Here is a 21,745-nt window from a genome sequence, read left to right on the forward strand (position 1 = left end):
GACTGAGTCGGAGACAACAAATGCCAATCATCGAAATGCACATGATGCAGGGCCGCACGGGTGAGCAAAAGCGCAAGGTCGCCGCTGCGGTCACCGAGGCGGTGGCGCGCAGCCTGGAATGCAGTCCGGAGACCGTGAGAATTCTCATTACCGAGCACCGCGGCGAAGAGTTCTTCGTGGCCGGAATCACGATGGCGGAACGCGCCGAGCGACAGCCTCGCGCCGCATTGCAGGAGCAGAAACCATGAAGAAGATTCGATGTGCCTTGATCGGTTCCGGAAACATCGGCACCGACCTCATCTACAAGATCAAGCGTAGCCCAGTGCTCGAGCCGGTTTGGATGGTGGGTATCGATCCCAACTCCGAGGGTCTGGCGCGGGCACGCGAGATGGGACTGAAGACCACCGCAGATGGCGTGGATGGGCTGCTGCCCCACGTCCTAGATGACAACATCCAGATTGCCTTCGACGCCACCAGCGCCTACGTGCATGCCGAGAATAGCCGCAAGCTGAACGAGCTGGGCGTGATGATGATCGATCTCACCCCGGCGGCCATCGGCCCCCTGTGCGTTCCGCCGGTGAATTTGCGCGAGCACGCCGACCGCGTCGAGATGAACGTGAACATGATCTCCTGCGCGGGCCAGGCCACGATCCCCATCGTGTATGCGGTTTCGAGCGTGCAGGGTGTCGAATACGCCGAGATCGTCGCCAGCCTGGCGTCGAAGTCGGTGGGGCCGGGCACGCGCGCCAATCTGGATGAATTCACCTACACCACCTCGAACGCGATCCAGGTGGTCGGCGGGGCGAAAAAGGGGAAGGCGCTAGCCATCATCAATCCGGCCGAGCCGCCGCTCATCATGCGCAACACGATCTACTGCCTGACCGAGGACGAGCCGGATCACGTGCGCATCACCGAGTCGATCCTGAAGATGATCGGCGAGGTGCAGAAGTACGTGCCGGGTTACAGGCTGGTCAATGGCCCGATCTACGAAGGCAACAAGGTTTCGGTGTTCATGGAAGTGGCCGGATTGGGCGATTACCTGCCGAAATACGCCGGCAACCTCGACATCATGACCGCGGCAGCGACGCGCACCGCAGAGATGTTCGCCGAGGAAATCCTGGCCGGGAAAATCAAGTTGAAAGCGACGGAGGCTGCGTGATGACCGCAACGAACGCTCTGAAGGGCCGCAAGGTCATCCTGCACGACATGTGTCTGCGCGATGGCATGCATGCCAAGCGTGAGCAGATCAGCGTCGAGCAGATGGTGAAGGTCGCCACCGCGCTGGACGAAGCCGGAATCCCCTACATTCAGGTTACCCATGGCGCAGGCCTGGGTGGCAACTCGCTCCAGCATGGTTTCGCGCTGGCGAGTAACGAGGCGTACATCTCTGCGGTCGCCTCGAAGATGAAGCAGGCCAAGGTCTCCGTGCTGCTGATTCCTGGGCTAGGCACGATGAAGGAGCTGCAGGCCGCCTACGATGCCGGCGCGCGCAGCGTGCATGTGGCGACACACTGCACCGAGGCCGACACCTCGCCGCAGCACATCGCCTTCGCACGCAAGCTCGGCATGGACACCACGGGTTTCCTGATGATGGCGCATCTGAACGATGCGGCAGGCATTGCGGCGCAAGGCAAGCTGATGGAGTCCTACGGCGCACATACCGTGTATGTGACCGACTCTGCGGGCTACATGCTGCCGGACGATGTTCGAGCGCGCGTGAGTGCCTTGCGTGAAGTGCTCAAGCCCGAGACCGAGATCGGCTTTCATGGCCACCACAACCTGGGCATGGGCATCGCCAATTCGATTGCCGCGATCGAGGCGGGCGCAACGCGTATCGATGGCTCGGTGGCCGGGCTGGGTGCTGGTGCGGGCAACACGCCGCTCGAGGTGTTCGCGGCGGTGTGCGAACGCATGGGCATGGAGACCGGCGTCGATCTGTTCAAGCTGATGGACGCCGCTGAAGACATCATCGTGCCGATGATGGATCACCTGGTGCGCGTCGATCGCGAGTCGCTGACGCTGGGTTTCGCCGGCGTGTATTCCACCTTCCTGCTCCACTCCAAGCGTGCAGCCGAGCGTACTGGCGTGCCGGCGCGCGACATTCTGGTCGAGCTCGGGCGCAAGAAGATGATTGGCGGCCAGGAAGACATGATCATGGATACCGCCATGACCATGGCCAAGGAGCGCGGGCTGATCAAGGACGGCGCAGCCGCTTGAGACCGCTTGCCCCTCGGTGCTAGGGCGCGCCGGCGCCGAGGGGGAGACTGGATCGATACGACGCAAGGAGGAACCAGGCATGAGCTTCGAGAATTGTTCGGAATTGGCGGTCGTCGTTGGCGCGACAGGGGCGTTCGGACAGGAGATTGTCGCGCGCCTTCGTGAGCGACAGCTTGGCGTCATCGCGGTGTCTCGGACGGCGGCGGCGCTGGAAGGCCTTGCAGCCCAGGATGATCGAGTGCGGACGTGCGTCGCGGACATTGCGTCGGACGACGCGATCGAGCGCATCGCCCGTACGCTCGACCGCCCTGTGCGGATGGTGGTGCATGGACCCGGCGTGGCCGTTGCCGGCGGGATCCTGTCCGCGCCGACGGCTGCCGTCGTTGAGGCGGTCAACATCAAGGTCGGAGGCATGCTGAGGCTGGCGCGCGCTGTCGATCAGCGGCTCGTGAAGGGCTCGCGCCTCGTGGCGATCGGCGGGCATTACGGCTTCGAGCCGACCGCCTATGCGGCGGCTGCGGGCATTGCCAACGCTGCGCTGGTGAACCTGATGCGACAGCTCAGTCTTGCCTGTGGGCCGAGGGGCGTTACTGCGCACCTGATCGCACCGGGGCCTGCCGAAACCGAACGGCTGCATCGCGTTGCGGCGGACCGAGCCGCCTTGCTGGGCGTGGCGGTCGAAGAGGTGTTGGCGCAGATGCGGGCCGAGTCCTCCATTGGCGCATTCACGACGCCGGGGCAGGTCGCCTGGGCGGTAGCAATGTTGCTCGACCCCGAAGCGGATGCCATGACCGGCGGAACCTTGATGCTCGACGCGGGGCGCAGGCGCGGATTGCCCTGACGCGCGGTGATGATGCGAAGCCGGTCGATTGCGTCGGCTCGAACGGAGGAGAAAAAACGATGCCTGTTGTCAATTTTCACTTGGTGGAAGGCAGGGCTACGCCCGAGCAGGAGGCGGCTTTGCTCAAATCGGCCTCGCGACTCTATTGCGAGGTACTGCGGGCGCCCGCGGATCGGGTTCGTGCCTTAATCACGCACCACGCGCCGCAACGCTTTCTGGTGGCCGGAGAACTGGTCAGCGAGAACAGCCTGCATGCGCCGGTCTTCGATTTCATCGTTCTGGAGGGCAGGCCGCTCGAAGAACGGCAGAGACTGCTCGCCGGGTTTACCGACATCCTCGTCGATGTGCTGGGTGTCGACCGCGAACTCGTGCGCGGGAGCTGCACCCGGGTGCCCCCCGAGGATTGGGCGATTGGCGGCAGGCCTGCCAGTGTGCTGAGAGCTGACGAAGTTCGCGCGAGGGCGGAGCGCGCCTCCAGCGGCGTGGTCTCATGAGTGCCGCAGCGTTCAAACCGAAGATTGGTGGATGGCCTCAGTGAACATCGGTGAGCTTTCATGCGACACGACATCCTGATTGCGGATACGGGAGAGCACTACCACTGCAGCGATGACGAATCGGTGCTGGAAGGGATGGCGCGTCTGGGGCGGCGCGGCATTCCCTTGGGTTGCCGCGGTGGTGGATGCGGCGTGTGCAAGGTACACATCACCGCGGGGCAGTATCATTGCCGCGCCATGAGCAGGCAGCATGTCAGTGTCGACGAGCAGGCGGGTGGTGTCGTACTGGCGTGCCGCGTCCTGCCTGAGAGCGATCTGGTGCTCAGCGTCGTTGGCAAGATGCAGAAAGGGGTGTGCGGTAAGCTTGGCGGGTAACAACGTTGATCGTCCGCCGATGGGCCTCTCCTCCTCCTGCCTCGGCGGTAACGTTGCCCCGGAACGAAAGCGTTCCGGGGTTCTTTTTTGATCGTGTCCCAATCCCGCTGGACACTCTGGAGAACCAGGACCGATGAACACGCATACGCGAGCATCTTCCGCCCGCGTCACCCGTATCGCCCGCCGGCGCGCGCAGGCAGGGCGTGAGCGCGAATACGAGGAGCGGCTGCGCGAGATGCTGGCGAAGATGAGTGCCCACAAGGGTTTCCTCGGTGGCGACGTCATTCCGCCGGAGGTGCCCGACGGGGAGTATCAGATCGTGACCCGCTTTGCCTCCGAGGCCGAGCTCGACGAATGGGACCGCAGCGCCGCGCGCGCCCATTGCCTGGAGCGCCTGCGCGAAGTGGCCGAGGGCGAACCCGAGTTCCGCAAGATGAGCGGCCTCGAAGCCTGGTTCGAGCCCGCCGTCGTGCCCGCCAGCATGCATCCGCCGCGCGCGCGGATGGCGCTGGTGACCTGGCTCGGCATCTTCCCGACGGTGTCCTTCTTCCTCTGGTTCGTCGCGCCCTGGCTGCAGGGCCTGCCTTTCCTGCTGCGCACGGCGCTGCTGACCGCGCTGATCGTCATGACCATGACCTGGCTGGTGATGCCGCGACTGACGCGACTGATGCGCGGCTGGCTGAATCCGGCGCGCCGCGACTGAGCATGGCGTTCGGGCGCGGACTCTGACGCGACGCGTTCAGCGCGCCAGCGTGCGGATGTCCGCCAGCAGCGCGTCGACGCTTTCGGGCAGGGTGTCCCAGCCGCACATGAAGCGGGCGCCGTCGGTCCCGATGAAGGTGTAGAAGCGCCAGCCGCGCTCGCGCAGGCCGCTCATCACCGGCTCGGGCAGGCTGCAGAACACGCCGTTGGCCTGCACCTCGAACAGCAGGCGGATGCCGGAAATGCCGTGCAGGCCGGCAGCGAGGCGCTGCGCCATCGCGTTGGCGTGGGCGGCGTGGCGCAGCCAGGCACCGTCCTCCAGCATGCCGAGCCAGGGCGCCGACAGGAAGCGCATCTTGGACGCGAGCTGGCCCGCCTGCTTGCAACGCCAGGCGAAGTCCTCCGACAGCTTGCGGTCGAAGAACACCACGGCCTCACCCACCGGCAGGCCCATCTTGGTGCCGCCGAAGCACAGCACATCCACTCCTGCGCGCCAGGTGAATTCCGCCGGCGCGAGGCCCAGGGACGCGGTGGCGTTGGCGAAGCGCGCGCCATCCATGTGAACGTGCAGCCCGTAGCGATGCGCCAGTTCGGCAAGCGCGGCGATCTCGTCCGGCCGATACACCGTGCCGACTTCGGTGGCCTGCGTCAGCGTGAGGACGCGCGGGCGCGGGTAGTGGATGTCGTTGCGCCGCGTGATCAGTTCGGTCACCGCATCGACGGTGAGCTTGCCGTTGGCGCCGCGTGCCGGCAGCAGCTTGGCACCGTTGGAGAAGAACTCGGGCGCGCCGCACTCGTCGGTATCGACGTGGGCGATCTCGTGGCAGATCACGCTCTGATAGCTCTGGCACAGCGAGGCGAGCGCGAGCGAATTGGCCGCGGTGCCGTTGAAGACGAAATAGACGTCGCAGTCGGTCTCGAACAGGGCACGCAGCCGGTCCGACACGCGCTGCGTCCATTCGTCCTCGCCATAGGCGGGGGCGTGGCCGGCGTTGGCCGCCTGCAGCGCGGCGAGCGCCTCCGGGCAGATGCCGGCGTAGTTGTCACTGGCGAAATGCTGCATCGTCGGTCTCAGGCAGTTTCGGCTGCGCCCTTCGGGGCCGGCGCCGTGCATGCGGCGGCGGTGAACAGCACGTCGGTGGAGGAGTTGAGTGCGGTCTCGACCGAATCCTGCACCACGCTGATGATGAAGCCAATCGCCACCACCTGCATCGCCACGTCGCTCTCGATGCCGAACAGCGCGCAGGCCATCGGGATCAGCAGCAGCGAGCCCCCCGCCACGCCCGACACGCCGCAGGCCGCGAGCGAGGCCACGATGCAGAGCAGCAGCGCGGTGGGCAGGTCCACCTGGATGCCCAGCGTGTGCGCGGCAGCGAGGGCCATCACCGTGATGGTGATGGCCGCGCCCGCCATGTTGATGGTGGCGCCGAGCGGAATCGAGATCGAGTAGGTGTCCTCGTGCAGGTCGAGGCGACGGCATAGGTCGAGGTTGATCGGGATGTTGGCGGCCGAGCTGCGGGTGAAGAACGCAGTCGTCGCGCTCTCGCGCAGGCAGGTGAAGACCAGCGGGTAGGGGTTGCGGCGGATCTTCCAGAACACGATCAGCGGGTTCATCACCAGTGCGACGAACAGCATGCAGCCGACGATGAGCAGCAGCAGCCGGCCGTAGTCGAGCAGGGCGCCCAGGCCGGTGTCGGCCAGCGTGCTCGCGACCAGGCCGAAGATGCCCAGCGGTGCCAGACGGATGACCATGCGCACGATGCCGGACACCGCGTCGGCGACGTCGACCAGCAGCGTCCGCGTGCTCTCCGTGGCATGGCGCAGGCCGATGCCCAGCGCGGCGGCCCAGGCGAGGATGCCGATGTAGTTGGCCTCCATCAGCGCTTTCACCGGATTGGCGACCGCGCTCAGCAGCAGGTTCTTGAGCACGCCGACGATGCCGCCCGGCGGCGTGCCCGCGGCCTGCGGTGCGTCGAGGATCAGCGTGGTCGGAAAGGCGAAGCTGGCGACCACCGCCACCAGCGCCGCGCCGAGCGTGCCGATCAGGTAGAGGATCAGCACCGGGCGGATGTGCGTGGGCTGACCGTGGCGGTGGCTGGCGATCGCGGAGGCGACGAGTACGAAGACGAGCACCGGGGCAACGGCTTTCAGCGCCGACACGAAGACGTCGCCGAGCAGGGCGACCGACGCCGCCGCGGACGGGGCGAAGACCGCGAGAAGGATGCCAAGCACCAAGCTGGCTGCGATCTGGCTGATGAGGCTTGCGCGCGTGATGCGCTGCAGGACGGAGGGGCGTGCCATGTTCATGGAGTGACACCGCGCGAGGCGGGATCCGGTCAAAGAACGGAATTGTGCGGTGCGAGCGGAGATTTCGGGGCGGAATTCGCAGCGAATGCGTGAAATCCGAGGGGATGTCGCGGGGCGATGGGGCGCAACGCAAAACGCCCGTAACCTTGATCGCCTAGGCTCCCCGCCGTTTGTGCATTCATTGGGAGTCGGGGCATGTCAGCGCTGCGGGTTACCTATGTCAAGACCGAGGCCGGCGTGCGTGAAGTTGCCGCACGCAGCCTGCGCCTGCCCGCGAACCTGCGCCGCCTGCTGATCCTGATCGATGGTGAGCGCGATGCGGCGCAACTCGCGAACCTGCTTGGCGCGGATGCGGTCGCCGCGCAACTCGCCGAACTCGAGGCCGCCGGCCTGATCAGGAATCCTTCTGCGCCACCTCAGGTCAGCAAGCCCGACGCCGCGCCGGTGGTCGATCCGTCGGTGCTGCAGCATGCCCGCGCGCTGATGTGCGACAGCGCGATGCGCCACCTCGGCCTGCTTGGCAAGACCCTTGCGCGCGAGATCGAGTCGGCCGAAAGCCGCGGCGAACTCCTGTCCCTGAGTGCCCGCTGGCACATGGCGATGCGTGCCTCACGCGACGGTCATCAGGAGGCGGATGTGCTGTTGGGTTCCCTGCGCAGGATGCTGGCGCTGGCCTGATCCGATCAACGGCTGATGGCCGGCGCCGTCCCACGAGGCAGGGCGCTGCCGCCGGCCCGCTTGGCGGACGCCGCGAACGAGGAGGGCGTTGACGCCGCCTCGCCGCCGAGAGAGAGCTGCGGCCAGCCGCGTTCGCGTGCGACATCGGTTAGTCTCGCATCGGCATCCACCGCCACCGGACGGCCCACGGCCTCGAGCAGGGGCAGGTCGTTGGCGGAGTCGGAGTAGAACCCGGCGTGCGAAAGCGTGTTTGCGGGATCGAGACCGAGTGTCGCCAGCCAGCGGTGCACGTGTCCGATCTTGCGCTCGCGAAAGCAGGGCTCGCCGTCGATGCGGCCGGTGAAGCGGCCGTCGACCACTTCGGCTTCGGTACAGATCAGGCTGTCGATGCCGAGCAGGCGCGCGCTCGGTTCGGCGAGGAAGCGATGCGTGGCCGAGACGATGGCGCAGCGCTGTCCTTGCGCACGGTGGTGCGCGATCAGTGAAGCGGCACCCGGTGCGATGTGCGGCGCGAGCTGGGTGGCGGCGAAGGCCTCGCGCAGCGGCTGCAGCGATTCCAGGCTGCGGCCAACGAGAGGCTCGAGCTGGAATTCGAGGTAGGCGAGGATGTCGAGCCGTCCTGCCGTGTAGTCGGCCAGGTAGTGCGCCTGGCGGGCCAGGACCGCGGCGGCGTCGATCAGGCCGCGATCGGCGAGGAAGCCCAGCCAGAGTTCGTTGGAGTCGCCGGCGAGCAGGGTGTGGTCGAGGTCGAAGAGCGCGATCGAGGGGGAAGGGGTTTCGGGGCTGGGCATGAAGGGCGTGGCGGGATGTGGCAGGTCAACGGATGCCTGCGCGCAGGAAGCTCTGCACGAACTGGCGTTGGAACAGCAGGAAGGCGATGAGCAGCGGGCTGGAGGCCAGCAGCGTGGCGGCAGTGATGATCGCCCAGTCGATGCCCTGGTCGGTGCCGGCGAAGACCGCCAGGCCGACGGTGAGCGGGCGCGTTTCGACGGTGTTGGTGACGATCAGCGGCCACAGGAAATTGTTCCAGTGATGGCTCATCGACACCAGCGCGTAGGCGAGGTAGGTGGGTTTGGCCAGCGGCACATACACCCGCCACAGGATGCCGAGCGTGCCGCAGCCCTCGATGCGCGCGGCTTCTTCCAGTTCGCGCGGGATCGTCTTGAAGGTCTGGCGCAGCAGGAAGATGCCGAAGGCCGAGGCCATGTAGGGCAGCGCCATCGCCGGGATCGTGTCGACCAGGCCGAGCGCGTGGATGCTGCGGTAGTTCTCCACCACCAGCACGTCGGGCATGATCATCAGCTGGATCAGCACCAGCGCGAAGGCGATGTCGCGCCCGGGGAAGCTGAAGCGGGCGAAGGCATACGCCGCCAGCGTGCCCAGCACGAGCTGGCCGGCGAGGATGGTGGCGACCAGGATGCTGGTGTTGAGGAAGTAGCGCGGAAAGGGTGCAGCCGCCCAGGCGGCGCGGAAGTTCTCCAGTGTCAGCGGCGCGAGGAGATCGAAGCGCGTCGAGTAGGCGCCGGGATGGAAGGCCGTCCACACCGCGTACAACAGGGGGGCCAGCCACAGGATGCCCAGCGCCCAGGCGCCGGTGGTGTTCAGCATGCGGTCGATGCGGCCGTCGGCAAGCAGGCCCGATGGGGCCGGCGAGGCGATGGGGCGCACGAGGGCGCGGGTGAGTTGGGTGGATTCGCTCATTGATAGTGCACCTTGCGTTCCAGCCAGAAGAACTTGAGCAGCGCCACCGTTGCGAGCAGCGACAGCAGCACCATCGTCAGCGCGGCGGCATAGCCCTGGTCCCAGAACTTGAAGCCGACCTCGTAGATGTAATAGAGCAGCAGCGACGTGGCGTTGTCCGGGCCGCCGCGCGTCAGCACGAACAGATGGTCGACGAGGCGGAAGGCGTTGATGGTGGCGTTGATCAGCACGAACAGCGTGGTCGGCATCAGCAGCGGGAAGGTCACGCGCCAGAAGCGCTGCCAGCGGCTGGCGCCTTCGAGCTGCGCGGCCTCGCCCAGTTCGGGCGGGATCTGCTGCAACGCGGCGAGGTAGAAGATCATGAAGAAGCCGGCTTCCTTCCACACCGTGACCACGATCACCGCGCCCAGTGCGGTGTCGCCGCTGCCGAGCCAGTTGACCGCCGGCAGGCCGAACAGGCCGCGCAGCTGGTCGAACAGGCCGTAGTCCGGCGTGTAGAAGAACAGCCAGATGTTGGCCACGGCGATCATCGGCAGCACCGTGGGGGTGAAATAGGCCAGGCGCAGCAGGCCGCGGCCGGCGATGCGCGCATTGACCCACAGCGCCATCGCCATGGCGAGCGCGATCGAGGGCAGGATGGTGCCGGCGGCGAACACCAGGTTGTTCTGCAGCGCGGTCCAGAAGATCGGGTCGGCCAGCATGTCGCGGTAGTGGTCGGCGCCGATGAAGCGCGCCGGACGGTTGCCGCGCGGGGTGGTGAACAGGCTGTGCCAGAAGGTGGCGACGGCCGGGTAGTGGGTGAAGGCGGCGAGCAGCACCGCCGCCGGCAACAGCAGCAGCCAGCCGTGTATCGCGGCCAGGCGGCCGCCGTTGCCGAGGGGGTGTGCAGTCATGCTTGCGGGCTCCGCGGGCGGCTTCGCGTCAGCGGTAGGCGCGCAGGATGCGCTCGGCTTCGCGCTGGGCGTCCTGCATGGCCTGGGCCGGGGTCTTGGTGCCGGTCAGCGCGGCCTGCAGGCCGTCGTTGAGCGCCTTCGTCACACGCTGGTTCTCGTGCGTCGACAGCTCCGCCACCGCGTACTGCAGCTGGTCGCGCGCGACCGTGGGAGCGGGGAAGTCCGCCACGTACTTCTTCATCGTGTCGGTTTCCCAGGCCGCCGGCGACACCGCCACGTAGCCGGTGGCAATCGCCCATTCGGCGGCGCGCTGCGGCGCGGTCATCCACTTGACGAACTTCATCGCGGCTTCGCGTTCCTCGGCCGTGGCGCGCTTGAAGACATGGAAGTTGCCGCCGCCCGTGGGCGTTCCACGCTGCTTGCCCGCGGGCAGCATCGCCACACCGAAGTCGAAGCCGGCGTTGTTGCGGATATTGGTGAGGTTGCCGGTGGTGGTGTAGATGATCGCGGCCTTGCGCTCGAAGAAGTCCTTCGGCGTCGTGCCCCATTCGACCACGCCCTGCGGATGCACGCCGTGCTTGCGCGACAGCTCGACCCACCACTGCAGCGCTTCGATGACCTCGGGCTTGTCGAAGTAGGTCTGGGTGCCCGCGGCGTTCATCAGCTCGACGCCGGCCTGCGTGGTGAAGGTCTGGAACAGCCAGTAGGGGAAGCCGGAGGAGGGCACCTGCACGCCCCAGGTGGTGACCTTGCCGCTGGCGTCGCGCTGGGTCAGCTTCCGGCCGTAGTCGACGAGTTCCTGCCAGTTTTGCGGCGGACGCTCCGGATCGAGGCCGGCCGCCTTGAACAGGTCCTTGTTCCAGTACATCACCACGGTGGAGCGCTGGAAGGGAATGCCCCAGGTCTTGCCGCCGGTCTGGCTGTTCTTCATGAAGCCAGGGAAGAAGCCCTGCATCCAGGCGAGGTCCTCGTCGCTGCGGGCGAGTTCGTCGAAGGGCACGATGGCGTCTTCGTCGATCAGGGTGTACATGTCGGTCGACAGCAGGACCGAGACGTGCGGCGCATCGCCGCCCTTGCTCGCGGTCAGCACCTTGGTGATGGTGTCCTGATAGCTGCCGGAATACACCGGCTTGACGCGTATGCCGGGGTGTTCCTTCTCGAACGCGGCGGCCATGTCGTCGACGATCTTCGTCACCGGCCCGCCGACGGCAACCGGGTAGAAGAAGGTGAGATCGGTCGCCACGGCCGGGGTGGCCGCGACACTGAGGGCGATGCCGAGGCCGGCAGCGATCTGGTTGAGTCCGGAGAACAGCTTTCTCATGCGGGGAAGCTCCTGGTGGATGGAACGGGAGGGGAAGTCGGGAGGAAGGGCGCGCGCGTTCATGTGCCTGCCACGCGGCGCCCGTGGTCGCGGGCGAAGCGGTGTTCGGCATCGGTCGGCCAGACGAGGCCGACGCGTTCGCCGATGCCGGCGGTGACGCGGCCGGGCATGCGCACGGTGATGCGGTGCGCGTCGTCGTGGCGGCAGATCAGCATGGATTCGGCGCCGAGGTACTCGATGGTTTCGAGCTGCGCAGGCAGTCCGCGCCCGGGTTCGCACAGGGCGATGTGCTCGGGGCGCACGCCGATCAGGATCGAGTCCGCCGGATCGCCGGCGCGCGCGGCGGCGCCGGGCAGCAGGTTCATCGCCGGGCAGCCGATGAAGCCGGCGACGAAGGTGCTGGCCGGGCGCTCGTAGAGTTCGGCCGGGCTGCCGTGCTGCTCGATGCGGCCGGCGCGCATCAGCACGACCTTGTCGGCCATGGTCATGGCTTCGGTCTGGTCGTGCGTGACGTAGATCAGGGTCATGCCCAGGCGCTGCTGCAGCGCGCGGATCTCCTGCCGCATCTGCTGGCGGAGCTGGGCGTCGAGGTTCGACAGCGGCTCGTCCATCAGGCACACCGCCGCCTCGGCGACGATCGCGCGTCCGAGCGCCACGCGCTGCCGCTGGACGCCCGACAGCTGCGCCGGACGGCGGTCGAGCAGCGCGCCCAGGCCCAGCAGTTCTGCGGCGGCGTCGAGCCGGCGCTTGCGCTCGGCCACCGGTGCGCGCCGGACCTGCAGCCCGAACACGATGTTCTCGGCGACCGTGAGGTGCGGGAACAGCGCGTAGGACTGGAACACCATGGCCACGCCGCGCTGGGCCGGCGGCAGGCGGGTGACGTCGCGTCCGCCGATGTGGATCTCGCCCTCGTCGGCGGCCTCGAGGCCGGCGATCAGGCGCAGCGTCGTCGACTTGCCGCAGCCCGAAGGCCCGAGCAGGGCGACGAGTTCGCCCGAATTGACGTGCAGGCTGACACGATCGACAGCGCGCGTCGTGCCCCAGTTCTTGACGACCGCGTTCAGATGAACGTCGCTCATGAGCAGGTTTCTCCGGTTTGACGGGCGGGGGTCTCGGTACTGGCTGCGACGTGTACGCGGGGCCGGTCGGCATCGAGTGCACCGAGGTAGTCGGCCGGGACCGGGCCGTCGATGAAAAGGTGGTCGGCATCGCCGAGCCGGCCGCCGCGGGCAATCGCGGGGCGACCGAATTTGCTCGCGTCAGCCACGAGCAGGCTGGTGCGGCAGTTGTCCGCCATGGCCTGGCGGGTGGCGACTTCGGCCACATCGAAGTCGAGCAGCGTGCCGTCGCGGTCGATGCCGCCGACGCCGAACACCGCGAAGTCGGTCTTGAAGGCGGAGAAGCAGCTCACCGCACCGCTGCCAACGACATCGAGGTCGGTCGGGCGCAAGGGGCCGCCGGCGATCGTCACCTCGATGCCCGGGTTGCCGCCGAGCGCGGTGGCGACGTTGAGGCTGTTGGTGATCACGCGCAGGCGAGTGTGGGCACGCAGTGCCACCGCGACCTGGGCCGGCGTGGTGCCGATGCCGATCGACAAGCTGGCGCCATCCGGGATGAAGGCCGCCACCGCATTGGCGATGCGGCGCTTGGCATCGAGGTTGAGGATCTGGCGGCGCGGGTAGGGCAGGTTGCCGTGGCGGGGCGAGTCGACGCCGCCATGCACGCGCCGCAGCAGGCCTTGTTCGCAGAGGCGGTTGACGCTGCGCCGGATGGTCTGCGGGGTGACTTCGAAGCGCTGCGCCAGATCGTCGATTCCGGCGAAGCCGCTGCGCAGGACCTGCTCGAGGATCTGGCGTTCGCGGGCATCAAGGGTGGGTGGGGTCATCGCTGATTCGAATGGAGTCGGTTTTCATTCGAATCCTGAAGGGCGCGTGTTGCCGTTCGTTTGCACAAATGTGATCGCAGTGTGAAACCGCGGGTGGAGACGCTGCGGTGCGCCGCCGGACGCCGTCACGCGGGCTTCATGTGCGTCACCTAGCCTGTGGTGTCCGGGCAGGTGCGGCGCAGGCCGCGACTGCCAGCGGGGCGAGCGGTCCGTCATGAACGGGATGCGCCGCCCAATCGACCCAGGAGGGGCGTCCATGCGTGTGCTGATGGTTTCCGACGTGTATTTCCCCCGCGTGAACGGGGTCTCGACTTCCATCGAAACCTTTCGCCGAACGCTGGCGGCCTATGGTGTCGAGGTGCGTCTGGTGGTGCCGGCATACGGTGAAGACGTGCCGGAGAATGGGGTGACCCGGGTGCGTGGCGTTCCGGTGCCGGGCGACCGCGAGGACAGGCTGGTGGGCTGGCGGGCGATGCACGCGGCGGTGCTGCACGCCGCGCGGGACTGCGACCTCATCCACGTCCAGACGCCCTTCGTCGCGCACTACGCCGGGCTTGCCGCTGCGCGCAAGCTGGATCGGTCGGTGCTGGCGACCTACCACACGCTGTTCGAGGAATACCTGCAGCACTACGCCCCCTTCCTGCCTGCGGGCTGGCTCAGAGGTCAGGCACGCGCCAGGTCGCGGCGCCAGTGCAATGCGCTCGATGCGGTGGTGGTGCCGTCGACGGCGATGCGCGAGCGTCTCGCCGGCTACGGCGTCGAGGCCCCGATGCACGTGCTGCCCACCGGGATTCCGCTGGCTGCGCTCGGCGGCGGCGATCGCGCGCGCTTTCGCATGGAGCACGAGATTGCCGCGGATCAGCCGGTGGCGCTCTTCGTCGGTCGCGTCGCGCACGAGAAGAACATCGGTTTCCTGCTCGATGCACTGCGCCACGCCTTGTGTGCGCGTCCCGATCTGCTGTTGCTGATCGCGGGCGAGGGGCCGGCGCTGGAGGATCTGCGCCGCCGCGTGCGTCGCGAGGGGCTGGACGCCGCGGTGCGTTTCATCGGCTATCTCGACCGTGGTGAGGCCTTGCCGTCGTGCTACGCGGCGGCCGACGTCTTCGTCTTCGCGTCCCGCACCGAGACCCAGGGGCTGGTCCTGCTCGAGGCGATGGCGGCGGGCGTGCCGGTCCTGGCGCTGGCGGAGATGGGCACCATCGACATTCTCCAGCCCGGACGCGGTAGCGTCTCGCCGCCCGCCGACCCTGGGCTGTTCGGCGCCGAACTGGCCAGCCTGGTGGCGGATGAGCCGCGCCTGCGCGCCCTGGGCGCCGAAGCGCGGAAATACGCGCAGCACTGGTCGGACACCGCGATGGCGCAACGCATGGCGCAGCTCTACGCCGGTCTGCTGCAGCGCGCCTCAGCCGTTCGGCGCGCCGAAATGCAGGGCGACGTCGCAGTCGCCACCGCCGCGGAACCAGCGCGCGGACACGCGGGCGCCGCCCGCGAATCGCAGTGAGTGCTCGTCGGTCATCGGGCCCGCCCGCATCGGTTCGGCGCTGAACGCCGCGAGGGCGCCTGTCAGGCGTGTGGCGAAGGCCTCGGCGGCATCGCGGCAGGCTGCGCTGCTCGATGTGCGCAGCCTGCCGTGCGCGGGCTGGAGCACGATCTCCTCGATGCGGCCGTCGGCACCGGCCATGGCCATCACGCTGGCCGGCGCGCGCCCCAGCGCCTGCGGCAGACCGACCTGCAGCCCGAACTGCGGACGCGCGTCGCACCCCGGCCCCACCGCTGCCGCCGCAGGATCCAGCGTTGCCGCGATGCGGGCCGCGTCATGCACGTCGCGGCCCAGCGTCACCGGACCGACGCCGTCGGGGGCCAGCTGCACGGGCTGGCCCTGACCGGCCGGAAGCGGCGTGCGCTGCGCCGACGGCAGCGCAGTGAGCGGTGCCGTCAGCAGCAGCGCGAGCAGCGCGCGCCTGAGCCGCATCGCCTCAGTCGCCCTTGATCACGCCGCAGAAGACACGCGCGCCGGCCCCGCCGATCGGCTGTGTCGCGTGGTCGTCGCGGTTTTCGTGGATCACCAGTGCCGCGCCGTCCTCGTCAAGGATCTTCGCGCGTCCGCCGCGGCCGTCGAGGCTGGCGAGCGGGGTGTACAGCTCGGCCTCGACACTGCCGTCCGCATGCACGAAGAGGTTGGGCAGGTCGCCCGCGTCCGGCCCTTCCGGGTTCATCAGGCCGTGCTTGCGGCCATCCGGGTTGAGGTGACCCTTCGAGGCGACGAAGCCCTTGTCCGCGTCGTCGCAGGTGCCCACGCTGTGGATGTGGATGGCCTTGGGGCCGGGCGGAAGGCCCTTCGCTGTCAGGTGGATCATCACGCCTTGCGGGCCTTCGACGAGGGTCGCCGTGCCGACGGTCTGGCCCTGGCGATCGATGATGGAGGCGCCGGCGCGTTCGGTGGCATGGCTGGCCGTTGCCAGGGTCAGCAGGGCGCAGGTGGCAAGGAGGCGGGGCAGGTTCATGATCGGTCTCTCGTTGTTGTGGGGGAAACTATGATGATAGTCAGCATTCCGGACAGGTAAAGCCAGCGCCCACGCAACGCACGCTTGGGTGGCGCGGGTCGGCCACAGGCCGTAACATCGCGCCCAACATCCAGGGAGAAGAACATGGCGTCCTCCGCCGACAGCATCAGCATGGCGCTCTTTTGCGACTTCGAGAACGTGGCCCTTGGCGTGCGCGACGCCAACTACGAGAAGTTCGACATCAAGCGCGTGCTCGAACGCCTGCTGCTCAAGGGCAGCATCGTGGTCAAGAAGGCCTATTGCGACTGGGACCGCTACAAGAGCTTCAAGGCGTCCATGCACGAGGCCAACTTCGAGTTGATCGAGATCCCCCACGTGCGCCAGTCGGGCAAGAATTCGGCCGACATCCGCCTCGTCGTCGATGCGCTGGACCTGTGCTACACCAAGTCGCATGTCGATACCTTCGTCATCATCAGCGGTGATTCGGACTTCTCGCCGCTGGTGTCCAAGCTGCGCGAGAACGCCAAGCAGGTCATCGGCGTCGGCGTGAAGCAATCGACTTCGGATCTGCTCATCGCCAACTGCGACGAGTTCATCTTCTACGACGACCTGGTGCGTGACAGCCAGCGTTCCGCGCGGCGCGACGCGCGCGACGCCCAGCCCGCGACGAAGCGTTCGCCGGAAGAGGAAAAGCGGCGCAAGGAGGAGCTCGAGGCGCGTCGCGGCCAGGCGATCGAGATCGCGGTCGAGACATTCGACGCGCTGATGGCCGAGCGCGGCGACAGCGGCAAGATCTGGGCCTCGATGCTCAAGGAAGCGATCAAGCGTCGCAAGCCGGATTTCAACGAGAGCTACTTCGGCTTCCGCGCCTTCGGCAACCTGCTCGACGAGGCGCAGTCGCGCGGCCTGCTGGCGGTGGGGCGCGACGAGAAGTCGGGCACGTATGTCTATCGCCCCTCGGCCGAGCCCGCGCTGAACGTGGTGCCAGCCGAAGCTGAAGCCAAGGTGGCAGAAACCAGGGCAGCCGAAACGCCGGCGGCCGAGGCGCCCGCCGCCGAGCCGACCCGCGCAGCCCGTGGCGCGGCTGGGCGCAAGAGTGGGGATGGGCGAGCGGCGGGCGGGCGCAAGGGCAGGGGCGCGGTCGAGGTGTCGGCTGAGGAACTGCGGCCCGTGACCGAGCCTGCCGTGGCGCCGGAGCCCGCTCCGTCGTCGGTGGCCGAGGTCGAGGCGCCGCTGGCTGCAGCCCCCGCTGCCGTCGAAGGCGAGGCCGTCGTGCACAAGGCGGCGGAGCCGACGGCCAGTGGGCCCGTCGAAACCGAGGCGAAGCCGGCGAGCCGCGCGCGCAAGCCGTCCAGCGGACGTGCGCGCACCAGCCAGCGCAGCGGCAAGGCCGCCGCCACCCCGGCTGCGGTCGAGCCGCCACCGGCCGCAGCGCCGGCCAAGGCCTCCGAGGCACCGGCTGCCGAGGCCGAGACCCCCAAACCGCACAAGCCGGCCACCCGCCGCCGCACCCGCAAGCCGGCGGAGGGCGCGGGCGAAGGCCACTGAGCTCGCACGCCACGCCATCCGTCTCGAGCGCGACATGATGCAACTGCCGATCGATGCCGCGACCTGGCCTTATCCGCGCTGGATCGCCCATCGCGGGGCGGGCCAGCTTGCGCCGGAGAACACGCTGGCGGCTTTTCGCCTCGGCCATGCCCACGGCTATCGCATGTTCGAATGCGATGTCCGCCTGAGCGCCGATGGCGTGCCCTTCCTGCTGCATGACGATGTGCTGGATCGCACCACCGACGGCAAGGGGGGTGTCGCCGGCCTGGACTGGCCGGCGCTGTCGCGGCTCGATGCCGGCAGTTGGCATTCGCCGGGCTTCCGCGGCGAGCCGCTGGCGAGCCTGCAGGCGGTGCTGTCCTTCTGCGAGGCGCAGGACTGCGCGCTGAACGTCGAACTCAAGCCGACGCCGGGCACCGAATTCGAGACCGGCGTCGTCGTCGCCCGGACGCTGCAGCGCGACTGGCGCGGCCGCCTGCCGCCGCTGCTGAGCTCCTTTCGCATCGAAGCCCTGCGCGGCGCACAAGAAGGTGCGCCAGCGTTGCCGCGTGCGCTGCTGATCGAGCGGCTCGAGCCCGACTGCGTTGACCTCGCCCTGGGGCTGGGCTGCGTTGCGGTCGTCGCCCACCACGCGCTGATCACTGCGCGCTTCGAAGCCTGGCTGCGTTCGGCAGGGCTCGCGGTGCTCGCCTACACGGTCAACGACGATGCCGAGGCGTGGCGCCTGCGGCAGATCGGGGTGCACGGCCTGATTACCGACCGTGTGGATCACTTCGATCCGGCAAGCTGACCAGGGCCGCGGAGCGATGCCGGAACTCGCCATGGCAGCCGTGTTCTACGCACTCATTGTTCCGTCGAGACGCAGGTCATGAACGTTGCCCGATTGCTTTTCTCCCGCCACCTCCGCATTGCGCTCCTCATTGCGGTGCTGCCTGCGGCCCCCAGCTTTGCGGCCGCTGACGGGCCCGCCTGCCTGCAGCCCGGCGGCTGGACTGCACTCGATGCCGACGGCGTGCGGCCGGGAGCGCCAGTTGCGCCGCTGGTGGCGTCGATGGCGAAGCGCGAGGTGGTCCTGCTCGGCGAACAGCACGACGACGCCGACCATCACCGCTGGCAACTGCAGATGCTTGCAGCACTGCACGCGCAGCGCCCGGACATGGTGATCGGCTTCGAGATGTTCCCGCGCCGCGTGCAGCCGGTGCTGGATCGATGGGTGGCGGGCGAACTGTCCGAGCGCCAGTTCCTGGATCAGGCGGAGTGGGACAAGGTGTGGAGCATGCCCGCCGAGCTCTACCTGCCCCTGTTCCACTTCGCGCGCCTGAACCGCGTGCCCATGGTGGCGCTCAATGTCGAGCAGGGCCTGACGCGCAGCATCGCCACGCGTGGCTGGGACGGCGTGCCCGAGGCGGAACGCGAGGGCGTGGGGCGGGCTGCCGAGCCGCCGTCGGCCTATGTGGACTTCCTGTTCGGCATCCACCGCGAGCATGCGCGCATGCGTGGCCGTGGCGACAAGGAGGCGTCGCGCGACGAGCCTGCCTTCCGCAACTTCGTCGAATCACAACTGGCCTGGGACCGGGCCATGGCCGAGGCGCTGGTGGCGGCGCGCGACAAGGCGAGCAGCGCGCAAGGGCGTGCGCCGCTGGCGGTCGGCATCATGGGTAGCGGCCATGTGCGCTTCGGCCACGGCGTCGCGCATCAGCTCAAGGCGCTGGGCACGACCGAAGTCGGACAGCTGCTGCCGCTGGCTGCATCGACCGCCTGCGCGGAGGTCGTCGCCGGGCTGGCCGATGCGGTATTCGCGGTGCCGGAGCCGGTGCGCTCGCCAGCCCCGCCGCCCCGGCTGGGCATCAGCATGGAAGACCATCGCGACGGCGTGCGCATCGTCGAGGTCACCGCCGGCAGCCTTGCCGCGCATACCGGCCTGCGTGCCGGCGACATCATCGTCGATGCGGCCGGCGCGCCGCTCAAGCGCTCGGGTGCGCTCGCGGCACTGGTGCGGGCACAGCCGCCGGGTACCTGGTTGCCGCTGAAGCTCCGGCGCGACAAGGAGACACTCGATTTCGTCGTGCGCTTCCCGGCGCGCAAGTGAGTGGAGGGCGCTGTCGTGCGTGACGTCCTCCGTGGCTTGTCCCGGGGCCTCATCGCCGCGGTCCTTCTGCTGGGGGTGATGCGCCCGGCGCTTGCCGACACATGGCCGATATCGCTCAAGGTCGACCTTGACCCGGCGCGGCGCAGCCTGCAGGTCGATGCGGCGCTGCACCCGACCGAGCGCGACTTCCGCTTTCTGCTGCATTCGAGCCTGAGCATCCTGTCGGCGGAGGTCGATGGCAAGCCGATGCGCGTCGAGCGGGCCGGTGGCGGCGCGCGCGATGCCCTGAAGGCGTGGCGCATCCGGCTGCCAGCCGATGGCACGCTGCGCCTGCGCTATGGCGGCACCCTGCCGGCGCTGGATGCGCGGCTCGACCATCGCGAGGTGCTGCAAGGCCTGCCGCCGATGGCCGCGGAGACGGGCAGCTACCTGCCCGCAGGCGGCGCGTGGTATCCGCGGCCGGCCGAGACCTTCGCTTACCGCGTCGACGTCCGCGTGCCCGGCGGACAGCGCGTGGTCGTGCCCGGGCGGTTGGTCGAGGAGACGGTCCCGCCGGCCAATGGACAGGAAGGGGGCACCTACCGCGCGCGTTTCGAGTTCCCCCATGCCGCGGACGGTATCGACCTGATGGCCGGGCCGTGGGTCGTGCGCGAACAGGTCGTGGCGCGCGCAGGCGCCGAGCCGCTGCGCCTGCGCACCTATTTCCCGCCCGCGCTGGATGCGGAGCCGGACCTGGCGGATGCCTACCTGCGCGACAGTGCCCGCTACATCGCGCACTACAGCGAGCGCATCGGCGCCTATCCCTTCACCGAGTTCTCGGTGGTCGCCAGCCCGCTGCCCACCGGTTTCGGCATGCCGACGCTGACCTACCTCGGCGAGCAGGTGCTGCGCCTGCCCTTCATCCGCGCCACCTCGCTCGGCCACGAGGTGCTGCACAACTGGTGGGGTAATGGCGTGCTGGTCGACTACGCGCGCGGCAACTGGTCCGAGGGGCTGACGACCTTCATGGCCGACTACGCCTACAAGGAAGCGCAATCCGACGCGGCGGCGCGCGAGATGCGGCTGGGCTGGCTGCGCGATTTCGCCGCGCTGCCGGCCGATGCGCACCAGCCGCTGGCGAGCTTCCGCTCGCGCACCCACGGCGCGGCTGCGGCCGTGGGCTACGGCAAGGCGTCGATGGTGTTCGTGATGCTGCGCGACCTGATCGGTGCCGAGGCCTTCGACGAGGGTATCCGCCTGTTCTGGGCGCAGAACCGCTTCCGCATCGCCGGCTGGGCACAGTTGCAGGCGGCGTTCGAGCAGGCCTCGGATCGTGCGCTGGACGACTTCTTCCGCCAGTGGCTGACGGTGCCCGGCGGCGTGGCGGTGACGATCGAGCAGGCGCGATTCGTAGCGGCGGGCGGAGAGGGCAGGCTGCAACTCAGCGTGCGCCAGTCCGGGCCGACGCATGTGCTGAACCTGCCCGTCCGCCTGGAGGCCGACGATGGCGTCGAACCGCGCTGGATCACTGCGTCCCGTGCGCAGGAGACGGTCGAGTTGCCGGTGGCGCGCGTGCCGCGGGCCGTCCGTCTCGATCCCGAACTGCGGGTCTGGCGGCGGCCGGACGCGGCGCAGCTGCCGCCCATCCTCCGGCAGTGGATGCTCGCGCCGGCGCCGCGGGTGGTGGTCGCGAACGAGGGCGATGGGGCAGTGCGCGATGCGGCCCAGGGGCTGGCCGAGCGCCTGTTCGAGCGTCCTGCACGCTGGGCCGGGCGTGACGCGCTGAAGACGCCGGCGGACGGGACGCTGCTCGTCGGTACGCATGCGGCCGTCGATGCCGCGCTGGCCGGGGCCGGCCTGCCGCCGCGTCCGCCGACGCCGGGCCTGCGCGGTGGTGCCCAGGTCTGGACGCTGCGCACCGAAGCCGGGACGACCCTGGCCGTGGCGTCGGCACGGGACGCCGCAGAGCTGGCTGCGCTCCAGCGCCCGCTGCCGCATTACGGCGGGCAGAGCTGGCTGGTGGCGGAGGCGGGGCGGGTCGTCGACCGAGGGGTGTGGGACGCGCCGGGCACGGCGGTGCCGGTTCGGCGTGACTGATGCGCCGCACCGATGCGGCCGGTCAGCCGGCCGCACGGTGCTGAGGTGAGGGTGGCCCAGCGAGGCGTGGTCCAGAGAAGCAGGTCGTTTCGAAATGTGCCTGAGTGCGAGGGC

The 21,745-nt window shown here is 68.6% G+C and carries 23 protein-coding genes; 13 read left to right on the plus strand and 10 right to left on the minus strand.

What is annotated here, in order from left to right:
- The first annotated feature begins 2 nt into the window (after nucleotides 1-2).
- From C664_RS02540 to C664_RS02570, 7 genes are all read left to right on the plus strand, one after another.
- Nucleotides 3-248 carry a tautomerase family protein gene (locus C664_RS02540; RefSeq protein ID WP_269745291.1) on the plus strand — a complete coding sequence of 82 codons (246 nt, stop codon included), beginning with the start codon at nucleotides 3-5 and terminating at the stop codon, nucleotides 246-248.
- Nucleotides 245-1,159: an acetaldehyde dehydrogenase (acetylating) gene (locus C664_RS02545; RefSeq protein ID WP_004252901.1), complete on the plus strand. Its 915-nt coding sequence runs from the start codon at nucleotides 245-247 to the stop codon at nucleotides 1,157-1,159. Before C664_RS02540 ends, C664_RS02545 begins: the two co-directional genes overlap by 4 nt.
- The gene (gene dmpG / locus C664_RS02550) at nucleotides 1,159-2,217 is read left to right on the plus strand and encodes a 4-hydroxy-2-oxovalerate aldolase (RefSeq protein WP_004252902.1); all 1,059 of its coding nucleotides are present in this window, start codon (nucleotides 1,159-1,161) and stop codon (nucleotides 2,215-2,217) included. The genes C664_RS02545 and dmpG overlap by 1 nt, the downstream gene beginning before the upstream one ends.
- A 79-nt stretch (nucleotides 2,218-2,296) precedes the next feature.
- Nucleotides 2,297-3,058 carry an SDR family NAD(P)-dependent oxidoreductase gene (locus tag C664_RS02555; RefSeq protein WP_004252903.1) on the plus strand — a complete coding sequence of 254 codons (762 nt, stop codon included), beginning with the start codon at nucleotides 2,297-2,299 and terminating at the stop codon, nucleotides 3,056-3,058.
- A gap of 59 nt (nucleotides 3,059-3,117) precedes the next feature.
- Nucleotides 3,118-3,552, plus strand: coding sequence for a tautomerase family protein (locus C664_RS02560; RefSeq protein WP_004252904.1), 435 nt, complete (start codon nucleotides 3,118-3,120; stop codon nucleotides 3,550-3,552).
- A 60-nt stretch (nucleotides 3,553-3,612) separates the two neighbouring features.
- Complete coding sequence (locus C664_RS02565; RefSeq protein ID WP_004252905.1) at nucleotides 3,613-3,927, plus strand: 2Fe-2S iron-sulfur cluster binding domain-containing protein; 315 nt, start codon at nucleotides 3,613-3,615, stop codon at nucleotides 3,925-3,927.
- A gap of 133 nt (nucleotides 3,928-4,060) precedes the next feature.
- A complete protein-coding gene (locus C664_RS02570) occupies nucleotides 4,061-4,630 on the plus strand; it encodes an antibiotic biosynthesis monooxygenase (protein WP_004252907.1) in 570 nt (189 codons plus the stop codon).
- 36 nt (nucleotides 4,631-4,666) lie between these two features.
- On the opposite strand, the gene C664_RS02575 is transcribed toward C664_RS02570, so the two are convergent.
- Nucleotides 4,667-5,692, minus strand: a complete 1,026-nt coding sequence (locus C664_RS02575) for a threonine aldolase family protein (RefSeq protein ID WP_004252908.1) — start codon at nucleotides 5,690-5,692, stop codon at nucleotides 4,667-4,669.
- 8 nt (nucleotides 5,693-5,700) lie between these two features.
- Entirely contained in the window at nucleotides 5,701-6,936 is a 1,236-nt protein-coding gene (gene sstT, locus C664_RS02580; RefSeq protein ID WP_004252910.1) for a serine/threonine transporter SstT, read from the minus strand.
- Nucleotides 6,937-7,131: 195 nt separating this feature from the next.
- Here sstT and C664_RS02585 point away from each other — a divergent pair, with 195 nt between their 5' ends.
- Complete coding sequence (locus C664_RS02585; protein ID WP_004252912.1) at nucleotides 7,132-7,614, plus strand: hypothetical protein; 483 nt, start codon at nucleotides 7,132-7,134, stop codon at nucleotides 7,612-7,614.
- Between the two features lie 5 nt (nucleotides 7,615-7,619).
- On the opposite strand, the gene C664_RS02590 is transcribed toward C664_RS02585, so the two are convergent.
- Genes C664_RS02590 through C664_RS02615 form a run of 6 tightly spaced genes read right to left on the minus strand, consistent with a single transcriptional unit; the run spans nucleotide 7,620 to nucleotide 13,414 of the window.
- Complete coding sequence (locus tag C664_RS02590; protein ID WP_004252915.1) at nucleotides 7,620-8,405, minus strand: HAD family hydrolase; 786 nt, start codon at nucleotides 8,403-8,405, stop codon at nucleotides 7,620-7,622.
- Between the two features lie 25 nt (nucleotides 8,406-8,430).
- Complete coding sequence (locus C664_RS02595; protein ID WP_004252916.1) at nucleotides 8,431-9,315, minus strand: carbohydrate ABC transporter permease; 885 nt, start codon at nucleotides 9,313-9,315, stop codon at nucleotides 8,431-8,433.
- Entirely contained in the window at nucleotides 9,312-10,208 is an 897-nt protein-coding gene (locus C664_RS02600) for a carbohydrate ABC transporter permease (protein WP_004252917.1), read from the minus strand. Before C664_RS02600 ends, C664_RS02595 begins: the two co-directional genes overlap by 4 nt.
- 28 nt (nucleotides 10,209-10,236) lie before the next feature.
- Nucleotides 10,237-11,529, minus strand: a complete 1,293-nt coding sequence (locus C664_RS02605) for an ABC transporter substrate-binding protein (protein WP_004252920.1) — start codon at nucleotides 11,527-11,529, stop codon at nucleotides 10,237-10,239.
- Between the two features lie 59 nt (nucleotides 11,530-11,588).
- Nucleotides 11,589-12,608, minus strand: coding sequence for an ABC transporter ATP-binding protein (locus tag C664_RS02610; RefSeq protein WP_004252923.1), 1,020 nt, complete (start codon nucleotides 12,606-12,608; stop codon nucleotides 11,589-11,591).
- Nucleotides 12,605-13,414, minus strand: a complete 810-nt coding sequence (locus C664_RS02615; RefSeq protein ID WP_004252926.1) for a DeoR/GlpR family DNA-binding transcription regulator — start codon at nucleotides 13,412-13,414, stop codon at nucleotides 12,605-12,607. Before C664_RS02615 ends, C664_RS02610 begins: the two co-directional genes overlap by 4 nt.
- Before the next feature lie 256 nt (nucleotides 13,415-13,670).
- Here C664_RS02615 and C664_RS02620 point away from each other — a divergent pair, with 256 nt between their 5' ends.
- Nucleotides 13,671-14,915: a glycosyltransferase gene (locus C664_RS02620; RefSeq protein ID WP_004252928.1), complete on the plus strand. Its 1,245-nt coding sequence runs from the start codon at nucleotides 13,671-13,673 to the stop codon at nucleotides 14,913-14,915.
- Here C664_RS02620 and C664_RS02625 read toward each other — a convergent pair.
- Together C664_RS02625 and C664_RS02630 are read right to left on the minus strand one after the other, a co-directional pair.
- Complete coding sequence (locus tag C664_RS02625) at nucleotides 14,817-15,386, minus strand: hypothetical protein (RefSeq protein WP_051019106.1); 570 nt, start codon at nucleotides 15,384-15,386, stop codon at nucleotides 14,817-14,819. The genes C664_RS02620 and C664_RS02625 overlap by 99 nt on opposite strands.
- A 4-nt stretch (nucleotides 15,387-15,390) precedes the next feature.
- Nucleotides 15,391-15,918: a superoxide dismutase family protein gene (locus tag C664_RS02630; protein WP_004252932.1), complete on the minus strand. Its 528-nt coding sequence runs from the start codon at nucleotides 15,916-15,918 to the stop codon at nucleotides 15,391-15,393.
- 144 nt (nucleotides 15,919-16,062) lie between these two features.
- Between C664_RS02630 and C664_RS02635 the strand changes: the two genes are divergently transcribed.
- The 4 genes from C664_RS02635 (at nucleotide 16,063) to C664_RS02650 (ending at nucleotide 21,631) form a co-directional block, all read left to right on the plus strand.
- Nucleotides 16,063-17,466 carry an NYN domain-containing protein gene (locus C664_RS02635; RefSeq protein WP_004252934.1) on the plus strand — a complete coding sequence of 468 codons (1,404 nt, stop codon included), beginning with the start codon at nucleotides 16,063-16,065 and terminating at the stop codon, nucleotides 17,464-17,466.
- Between the two features lie 34 nt (nucleotides 17,467-17,500).
- Nucleotides 17,501-18,256 carry a glycerophosphodiester phosphodiesterase gene (gene ugpQ, locus C664_RS02640; protein ID WP_004252938.1) on the plus strand — a complete coding sequence of 252 codons (756 nt, stop codon included), beginning with the start codon at nucleotides 17,501-17,503 and terminating at the stop codon, nucleotides 18,254-18,256.
- A gap of 78 nt (nucleotides 18,257-18,334) precedes the next feature.
- Nucleotides 18,335-19,555 carry a ChaN family lipoprotein gene (locus C664_RS02645; protein WP_004252941.1) on the plus strand — a complete coding sequence of 407 codons (1,221 nt, stop codon included), beginning with the start codon at nucleotides 18,335-18,337 and terminating at the stop codon, nucleotides 19,553-19,555.
- Nucleotides 19,556-19,633: 78 nt separating this feature from the next.
- A complete protein-coding gene (locus C664_RS02650) occupies nucleotides 19,634-21,631 on the plus strand; it encodes a M1 family aminopeptidase (RefSeq protein ID WP_198291469.1) in 1,998 nt (665 codons plus the stop codon).
- The last annotated feature ends 114 nt before the right edge of the window (nucleotides 21,632-21,745 follow it).

This window comes from Thauera sp. 63 (assembly GCF_000310165.2).
Classification (GTDB): domain Bacteria; phylum Pseudomonadota; class Gammaproteobacteria; order Burkholderiales; family Rhodocyclaceae; genus Thauera; species Thauera humireducens.